The sequence below is a fragment of the Microtetraspora fusca genome, assembly GCF_001570365.1.
Taxonomy (GTDB): Bacteria; Actinomycetota; Actinomycetes; order Streptosporangiales; family Streptosporangiaceae; genus Microtetraspora; species Microtetraspora fusca.
The window spans coordinates 20,441-29,241 of record NZ_BBYK01000060.1 but is presented as its reverse complement, the minus strand read 5'-3'; the positions used below and the strand labels follow the sequence as shown (position 1 = coordinate 29,241).

Annotated in this window: 8 protein-coding genes; 4 read left to right on the top strand and 4 right to left on the bottom strand. The window is 71.0% G+C overall.

Features of this window, described 5'->3' with window-relative positions; genetic code table 11:
• The first annotated feature begins 113 nt into the window (after positions 1–113).
• Complete coding sequence (locus AWQ68_RS42825; protein WP_066945584.1) at positions 114–1,754, top strand: hypothetical protein; 1,641 nt, start codon at positions 114–116, stop codon at positions 1,752–1,754.
• Between the two features lie 43 nt (positions 1,755–1,797).
• Here the strand turns inward: AWQ68_RS42825 and AWQ68_RS27995 are convergent, their stop codons facing one another.
• The 3 genes from AWQ68_RS27995 to AWQ68_RS27985 form a co-directional block, all read right to left on the bottom strand.
• Complete coding sequence (locus AWQ68_RS27995; RefSeq protein ID WP_066945582.1) at positions 1,798–2,442, bottom strand: SRPBCC family protein; 645 nt, start codon at positions 2,440–2,442, stop codon at positions 1,798–1,800.
• A 214-nt stretch (positions 2,443–2,656) separates the two neighbouring features.
• Entirely contained in the window at positions 2,657–3,289 is a 633-nt protein-coding gene (locus AWQ68_RS27990) for a polysaccharide lyase beta-sandwich domain-containing protein (protein WP_066945580.1), read from the bottom strand.
• 66 nt (positions 3,290–3,355) lie between these two features.
• A complete protein-coding gene (locus AWQ68_RS27985) occupies positions 3,356–3,925 on the bottom strand; it encodes a TetR/AcrR family transcriptional regulator (protein ID WP_066945578.1) in 570 nt (189 codons plus the stop codon).
• 106 nt (positions 3,926–4,031) lie between these two features.
• Between AWQ68_RS27985 and AWQ68_RS27980 the strand changes: the two genes are divergently transcribed.
• The 3 genes from AWQ68_RS27980 (at position 4,032) to AWQ68_RS27970 (ending at position 6,893) form a co-directional block, all read left to right on the top strand.
• The gene (locus AWQ68_RS27980; RefSeq protein WP_066945576.1) at positions 4,032–5,225 is read left to right on the top strand and encodes an FAD-dependent monooxygenase; all 1,194 of its coding nucleotides are present in this window, start codon (positions 4,032–4,034) and stop codon (positions 5,223–5,225) included.
• Positions 5,226–5,293: 68 nt separating this feature from the next.
• Entirely contained in the window at positions 5,294–5,536 is a 243-nt protein-coding gene (locus tag AWQ68_RS27975) for a hypothetical protein (protein ID WP_066945574.1), read from the top strand.
• A 100-nt stretch (positions 5,537–5,636) separates the two neighbouring features.
• A complete protein-coding gene (locus AWQ68_RS27970) occupies positions 5,637–6,893 on the top strand; it encodes an alpha/beta fold hydrolase (RefSeq protein WP_066945572.1) in 1,257 nt (418 codons plus the stop codon).
• A gap of 16 nt (positions 6,894–6,909) precedes the next feature.
• Here the strand turns inward: AWQ68_RS27970 and AWQ68_RS27965 are convergent, their stop codons facing one another.
• On the bottom strand, positions 6,910–8,781 hold the full coding sequence (locus AWQ68_RS27965; protein WP_306306838.1) for a CASTOR/POLLUX-related putative ion channel: 1,872 nt from the start codon (positions 8,779–8,781) through the stop codon (positions 6,910–6,912).
• Positions 8,782–8,801: the final 20 nt, after the last annotated feature.

Here is an 8,801-nt window from a genome sequence, read left to right as displayed (position 1 = left end):
GTCGGGCGCGAGGCGGGGCACCCCCGCCTCGCGCCCGACCCCGCGATTTGACCCGGGCGAGGCGGACCGTCACGATCATCCGGCCGATATCGGAACCGACCTCGGGAAGCCGGTTGTCCCCCTCCGCGTCCGTCCTCCCCGCCCGCCAGGCGTACCCGCTGTTCTGGTGGTCGCTGGCCGCCCTGCTGACCGTCTGGGACTACGCCTGGTTGTGGCTGTCCATACTCGTCCCGTCCCTCGATCTCGCGGAAGTGATCAGCTGCGGCTGGTCGGGCTACGCGGAGCCGACCCCCGACTGGAAACTGGAGCTGTCGGACCGGCTGTGGGTCGTCGGCGCGTTCCTGGATCCGGCGGTCCCGGTCGCGCTGCTGCTCTGCCTCTGGCTGGTCGCGAGCCGGGGCGCCGGCCGTCCGCGCGTCCACGCCTGGGCCGCGTTCGCCGCGACCGGGCTGGTGGCCCTGCAGTACGCGCTGCGGCAGGTGCAAGAGGCGCTGAACCCGCTCCCGGAAGGCGCGCGATGCACGGTGGACCCCGCGACCCTCGACGTCACACCCTGGGATGTGCTGTTCACCTTCACCCCCGCGATCCTCGTCCTGGTCGGCGCGTGGACCGGGATCCGGCTCGCGACCTCGCGGCCGGGCCGCGCGGTGCCGTGGCGGATCGTCGCCGTGCTCGCCGGGGTGACCGTCCTCGGTGCCGGTGCGGTGCTGGCCGCCGTACGGCTCGCGCCGGAGCCCGAGCCGGCGCGGGTCCTCGCCACCGACGGCACCCCCCGGTACGTCCTGGCGAGGATCGGGGACCGGCTGGCCGTGCTCGACCTCGTCGAAGGCGGCGATCCGGACGTCGTCGGCGCGCCCGACCGGGAGTTCTACCAGTACACGGCCGTCGCCAGGGACACCGTGCCCGGGACCTACCTCGCGGCCGTCACGACCCCGGGCGACGGCGCCATGGGAGACCGGTCGTCGCGGATCTACCGGATCGTCCTGGACGGGGACGGCCAGGCGACGATCGGCGAACAGGTCGGCGGCGATTTCGAGGGGATGATCAAGGACCTGGCCGCCTCGCCGGAGGGCCGGATCGCCTACTCACGCGTCGTGGGCGACCCCGCCGACTCGATCAAGATCGCCACGACGGCGGTCGGCCTGGTCGACAGGCGGCTGGAGTGGTCCGCATCCGGCGGGGAGGGCATCGGCCCCTTCGGCGAGGGGAGCCTCGGCCTGCACTGGCGGGGCGCGGACACCCTCGTGTTCCGGGGGTGGCCGCCGCCCGCCCACGCCGCCCGGTTGCTCGCGCTCGACGTCAGCCGACCGGGATCGGACCTGCACGCTGCCGCGACGCTCTTCGTGATGAACGTCTTCGAGGAGGGCACCGGGCTCAGCCTCACTGGTGAGACTCGGATGGCGGTCTCCCAGGGCGGGTTCGGCCGCGGCGTCGACCAGCGGATCGTCATCGTCGAACCGCCCGCGAAGAAACCGACCGGCAGCGCCTTCGACCTTCCCTGTGGCGCCATCGACGCCTTCACCGTGGACCCCTCCGGGCGTCACCTGCTGGTCTCCGTGAACAAGCAGGTGTGCGCGTACGGCGCTCCGGACGAGACCTCCACCATGTACGAGTTGTTCCGCGTGGACCTGCGCCCCGCGCCGGGAACGGCGACGCCGGCGACCGGCGGCTATCCGATCGACCCGCCGTCGCTGGGCCTGCCGCAGCAGCGCGTGTGGCGGGGAGCGACGCAGGTGACCGGCCTCGCCTGGTGACCCCGCTGACGCCGGAGCGGTCCGGCGTCAGCGGTGGCGCGGATCAGAGCGCGCCGCTCTCGATCGCCTGCTTGAGAGCCCCTTGCAGCTGCTGGTGGGCGGCGACGCCGTTCGTGGCGGCGAAGTCGATCATGTCGTTGTCCGCCTCGAAGGTGAGCCGCTCGGTGACCTGGGTCTTGCCGCCCTTCAGCGGGGTGAAAACGATCTTCTGGTGGGTGACGACGCCGGGGAAGGACCAGCTGTCCGTCTCGTAGTAGAGCTCGTTCTCATGGAGGCGCTGCTGCGCGTGGGTCTTGCTGACGACCACCGTTCCCTCGTACGGGATCTCCTCGATGGCGGTGAGGTTGACGTAACGGGTCCACGCGCTACGCCAGTCCTTGTGGGTGACGACCCGGCGCAGGAACGGGTTCATGCCGATGTGGTTGTTGAAGTTGGAGTACGCCGGGAAGACGCGAGCGGCGGGCGCGTTGATCTCGACGGAGATGCTGGTCGTGACCCGGCTGCGCCCGGAACCCTCGGCGGGCGGCGTGGTGTCGGAGAAGTGGTAGGTGTCCCACGTGGTCTGCCACTCCTGGGCGATCGCGGCGTCGGCGTCCCGCGCGTCGGCGCGGGCCGGGCCGGCGAAGGCGGTAAGGAGGAAGGCGGCGGCGAGCGTCTGCGCCGCGGCACGTCGTGCGAGCTTCTTCACGAATACCCCAAGAAGAGACATCAGATGTGCGTGCTCTTCTATCACGAAACGATCTATAAAGGACCCGCACCTATGGCTCAACCACTCACCCGCGAGGGGCGCGGCCGTGTCTGGACTGAGGAGCGAGCGGGGAGCGAGGAACGAGCGACCCCGAGCGACGAGGGAAGACACCGACTGAAGGCGCCCCGAGCCCGCGCGTGCGAAGCGAGCGCAATCAGACACGGTCCGCGAGGCGTACGGTCACGGTGACGGAGCCGCCGTCCAGATCGGCCAGCCGCCCGAAGCGGAGGGCGAGCCGGGCTCCGGTCGCCGCGCCGTCCAGGAGCGGATGGCGATCGAGCACCCCGGCCACCGGCCGGTCCCAGGTCAGGGTCAGCTCGTCCAGGTCGCAGCGGGGGTCGGAGACGGTCAGCGCGGCGGTGCCGTCACCACGCTCCCTGACGAGGACCGCGCACGGCGCGGAGGCGGTCAGGCCGCCGGTCGTCCCGTCGTTCCAGAAGTTGACCGCCGTGATCCCGAGGGACGGCACCCGTACGGCCTGCGTCCGGGCGGTGTTGGCGAGCATCGCGACCCACGCCGGGTCGGCGGCGCGGGCCCGGGTGCGTTCCGGGCTCGCCCCCGGCAGAAGCAGGACGCCGAGCATGGGCCCGAGGCCCTGCTGCCTGTTGTGCGCGGTCTCGCCCTCACCGAGATCGGCGTGCAGGCGGTCGGCGATCACGTCCACCGCACGCTCGGGGATCTCGCTGGCCGGGCGGCCGCGCACGGCCATGTCGAGGTAGCCGATGGCGTTGAGCACCGTGGTCCCCGCGGCTCCGGCGAGCGCCCCGGCGGCGAGGTGGCGGCCCACGCTCGCACCGTTTCCCTTACGCGTGCGCTACGGCTAACCGGGCTGCGCGGGTTCAAACGGACGGCCTCAGCGATCGAAGCCCGCGGCGACGGCTTTGATGGCCTCGGCGAGATCGCGGCCGGTGGGCGCGTGCTCGGGGTCGATCAGCCACTGCGACAGCAGGCCGCTGAGCAGCGTCTGGTAGAGCCGGCCCGTCACGCGCAGCGTCTCGGGGTCGCCGTCCGAGTCGAAGATCTCGGCGAGGCCGTACCGCGCCTCCTCCAGGCCGGCGCCGAACGCCTCGCGCATCTCCGGCAGGTGGTCGAGCTGCGTGATCACCTCGAACTGGGTGGCCCACAATGGCCTCCGATCGGTGAACGAGCCGACCACCCGCTCCCAGATCGCCTCGAACCGCTCCTGCGAGCCGGGGTGCATGCCGGTGTCCGCGCCGAGCGCCCGCTCCAGCTCGTCGCCCCACTCGCGCATGATGTCGACGAGCGCCTCGTGGAGCAGGGCCTTCGTGGACCGGAAGTGATAGCCGATGGAGGCCAGGCTGGTGCCGGACGCCGCCGCGATGTCGCGCGCGGTGGTGCGCGTGTACCCCTTCTCGTAGAGGCAGCGCTTGGCTCCGGCGAGCAGATCTTCGCGATTTCCCATGCCGATCAGCCTACCTCAGTGTCTGAGACACTTGTACTAGACATTCATCTGAGACACTTGTACAGTCGATCACGTTGGCCCCCACCGAATCCCCTGAGGAGTCCCCGTGAAGACGGTCCTTATCTCCGGCGCGAGCATCGCCGGCCCGACGCTCGCGTACTGGCTCAGCGAGTACGGCTTCGCGCCGACGGTCGTCGAGCGCGCCCCCGCCCTCCGCGGCGGCGGCTACAAGATCGACATCCGGGGCGCCGCCCTCGACGTGGTGAAGCGGATGGGCCTGCTGCCGCGGATCGAGGCGCTCAGCACGGACATGAAGGTCGCCCACTTCGTGGACGCCCACGGCAAGCGGCTCGCCAGCATGGACGCCGCGCTGTTCGGCGGCCGAGAGAACGACGACATCGAGATCATGCGCGGCGACCTCGGCCGCCTCCTCCACGAGGCGACCGCCGACAGCGTGGAGTACATCTTCGACGACTCGATCACCTCGCTGACCGAGACCGGGGACGGCGTGCTCGTCACCTTCGAGCGCGGCCCGTCACGCGTGTTCGACCTCGTCGTGGGCGCCGACGGGCTGCACTCGAACGTGCGCCGGCTGGCCTTCGGCGAGGAGAGCCGGTTCACCCGCGACCTCGGCCACCACATCTCGATCTTCACGGTGCCCAACCACCTGAACCTGGACCGCACCGAGATGGGCCGCGCCGAGCCCGGGGCGTCCGCCCTCACGTACGCCACGGCCCGCGACGCCGACGCCCGCGCGATGTTCCTCTTCGCCTCGGACGGCCTCGCCACCGACCGGCACGACGTCGAGGGCCAGAAGAAGGCGGTCGCCGAGCGGTTCGCCGGCCACGGCTGGGAGGTGCCCCGGCTGCTCGACGCCATGGCGGACGCGCCCGACTTCTACTTCGACTCGCTCAGCCAGGTCGACATGGACTCCTGGTCCAAGGGACGGGTCGTCCTGGTGGGCGACGCCGCCTACTGCGCGTCTCCGGCCTCCGGGCAGGGCACCAGCCTCTCCCTCGTCGGCGCGTACGTGCTGGCCGGGGAGCTGGCCGCCGCGTCCGGCGACCACGCCGCCGCCTTCGCCGCGTACGAGCGCGAGCTGCGGCCCTTCGTCGCGGCCAACCAGGCCCTGGCCGAGAGCAACCTCAAGGGGATGGTCATGAAGTCGGCGCTCCAGATGCGGTTCCAGATGTTCATGCTGCGCCTGCTGCCCCACCTGCCCGGCTCCTCCGGCATGGCCGAGCGCGTGACGGCCAAGATCCACGAGGCCGCGACCTCGATCTCCCTGAAGTCCTACTGAGCCCCGCACGCGCGTGGCGCGGGCCTGTGCGGGTAGTGGCGCTGGATGCGATCCGAGGAGGGGTGGCCATGGTTGAGCGTGCGGCGCTTGAGGAGATGCGGAAGGTCCTGGACGAGGTCTTCCACGACCGTGAGCGGGCCACCCGCCGCGAGGTCTACGCCTCGGCGTCCGCCCGGGTGAGCCTGCCGGCCGACATGCTGGCGCATCTGAACGAGATGCCCGACCGCAGCTACAGCCGCCAGGAGATGGTGGACGCCATCAACAAGGTCATCGAGAGCCGCGGCGAACAGGACGTGCTCGGCCTGCTCTGACCACACCGCGGCATAACGCCAGATTTATAGATGGATGGGATAAGACGTGGGCCTCATCCGTGGCGCACAGTTCACGGTGATCCCGACGCGAAGAGGACCCATGTCAGTGAGCTACCGCCGTTCCGGTCTCGCCTTCACCGAGCACACGATCACCGTCCCGCTCGACCACGACCGGCCGGACGGCGCCTCGATCGAGGTGTTCGCGCGCGAGGTCGTCGCGGCGGACCGCAGGGCCGAGGACCTGCCGTGGCTCCTCTACCTCGAAGGGGGCCCCGGGCACAGCGCCCCGCGCGGGCCCGTCGGATGGCTGGACCGGGCCCTACGCGAGTACCGCGTTCTGCTGCTCGACCAGCGGGGCACCGGGCGCAGCACCCCCGCCAACCGCAAGACGCTCACCGAGATCGAGGACCCGGCGGCCTACCTGCGCCACTTCCGCGCCGACTCCATCGTCCGGGACGCCGAAGTGCTGCGCGCCCACCTCGTCGGCGACCGCCCCTGGAGCGTACTCGGCCAGAGCTACGGCGGGTTCTGCGCGCTGACCTACCTGTCGCTGGCCCCCGAGGGGCTGCGCGAGGTCATGATCGCGGGTGGCCTGCCGTCGCTGACCGCGAGCCCGGCCGAGGTGTACCGGGCCGCCTACCCGCGCGTCCTCGCTCACAACGAACAGTATTTCGCCCGCTATCCGGGCGACCTCGACGTCGCGCGCCGGGTCGCCGACCACCTGCGGTGGCACGAGGAGTTCCTGCCCGGCGGCGACCGGCTGACCCCGCGGCGCTTCCAGACGCTCGGCCTCGCCTTCGGCGCGCAGTCCAGGTTCGACGCGCTGCACCACGTGCTGGAGGAGGCGTTCGCGACCGAGAAGGAGCTGTCGGACGCGTTCCTGCGCCGGGTGGACGCGATGGTCTCCTACGCCGAGCGCCCGCTGTACGCGCTGCTCCACGAGGCGATCTACTGCCAGGGCGAGGCGTCCGGCTGGGCCGCGCACCACGCGCTCGGCGAGTTCCCCGAGTTCGACCTCGAACGCGGCGGGCCGGTCCGGTTCTTCGGAGAGATGATCTTCCCGTGGTTCTTCGACGAGGACCCGGTGCTGGTCCCGCTGCGCGAGTGCGCCGAGGCGCTGGCCGCCCACCGGCCCTGGCCGCCCCTGTACGACCTGGACCGGCTGGCCGCCAACACCGTCCCGGTGTCCGCGGCGATCTACCACGACGACATGTACGTGGAGCGCGACCACTCCCTGCGTACGGCGGGCATGGTGCGCGGGCTGACCCACTGGATCACCAACGAGCACGCGCACGACGGGCTCGCCGCCTCGGGCGGGGACGTGCTCGACCGGCTGATCGCGATGGTCCGGAGCTGACGCCCGGCGCCGTGATTCAGTCCTCGGCGACGACGATGACGAGATCGCCCTCGCCCAGGACCAGCGGCGCGCACTTGGGCGGGTTGAGCATCACGCCGTAGGCGGGCGGCTCGTCGCTGTGCCGGCCCCGGCGGTATCCGATCGCGACCTCTCCCCTGCGCCGCGCCGACTCGATGACGGTCGCGAAGTTCGCCTCCACGCCCGGCCGCACGTAGTCCGGGGCGGGTTTGAGGTAGATCTCCGACCCCGCCGGGTCGAACAGGTCGGCGAAGACCGCGTACAGGTCGCGGTTCTCGGCGAGCTGGGTCAGCAGCAGGCAGATCAGCTTGCTGCTGACGATGAAGTCGTCCGCCTTGGTGACCTGGGCGATCTCGCGGTTGTTGTCGTCGTTCATCTCCGTGACGATCGAGTACGGATCGCCCAGCCGCACCTCGATGTCGCGCAGGTGGAGCAGCGTGACCAGCGTGCGGTCGTCGGCATGATCCGGATCGACCCCGTCGTTCGAGAGCACCACGATGTGCTGGTACGACCCGAGGTCGAGCGTCTCCAGCGATCGTCTGCTGGTCGGCTCGCACATCTTGTAGCCGACCACCAGGTTCTGCCGTTCGCTCTCCACCGCGTGCGCGGGTCGGCGGGGCGCGGCGACGTCCACCACCGAGCCGGGTGGGGCCAGCCGGTCCAGCAGATCGATGATCTTGACGGCACGGGCGTTCCAGCCGATCAGCAGCGTGCGGTCCGGCACCGGCTCCCGCTCGGGGGCGGTGGTGATCGCGTCCTCGACGACGGGGTGCGGCCGGTCGGCCAGGCGGATGAGCAGGTCGTCCTCGGCGACCACGATCATGCTGTCGCCGTGCTCGATCGGGGTGTCCGCCGGCGGGTTGACCATCACCGGCCCGTCCGCCTTGTGCACCCCGATCGGCACCCCCAGCTCGTACGCGTTGAGCACGTCGCCGTACTTGCTGCCGACCAGGGCGGGCTCGGGCCGGAAGTAGATCTCGTTCCCGGCGAAGTCGAGCAGGTCGGTGCAGACCGTGGACAGGCCGGCCTGGCGGTGCGACTGGACGACCATGCGGACCGTGATGTCGTCGGCGTCGATCACGAGCGCCGAATCGCCGGCGGCGAGCCGGGCCGCCGGGAGGTTCTGGGAGTCCTGGACGGCGGCCACGATGTGCGGGCGGGTGCTGCGCCAGGGCCGGTTGTTCAGCAGCAGCAGGACCTTGATGACGTCGATGTCGGCGTCCTCGACCTGCGGCGGCAGCACCATGATCGCTTTCGCCGTGTCCGGGCTGACGAGTTCGAGGTCCGCCTTCTTGAGGGGGTTGCCGGAGCGGCAGATGACCCGGGTGTGGCCGGTGTCGGGCACCCACATCCGGATCTGGTCCTCCATCGCGACCTTGTCACGGTCGGCGAGGACCACCACGCATGAGCGGCGGGCGCTCTGGTTGGCCGTCACCAGCTCGCCGATCACGGTGAAGACCTGCTCCGACCAGCCCAGGATGATCGTGTGCCCGCGCTCGATGAGCTGGGAGCGGCCCTTGCGCAGCTCGGCGATCCGCGCGTGCAGGCCGGTGGTGAGCACACCGATGAGGGCGCTGACGATGAAGATGCCGCCGACCGTGACGGCGAGCATCAGGCCGAGGAAGACCGGGCTGCCGGTGTCGCCGCCCATCGTGCCGGGGTCGAGCGTGCGCAGCAAGCTCATCCAGGCCACGCCGATCCAGCCGTTGTTGTCCTCGGCGTCCTCGTCGGTGAAGACCACGACCAGGACCGTGACCACCGCGATCAAGGCGACCGAGGCGAGCCCCAGCCAGCCGATCAGCGCGGGTGTGCCCCGGTCCATCGTGCCGTCGAACCAGTACCGCACGCGGGCCCGCAAACTCGCCCGCACCCGTCACGCTCCCTGCCGTA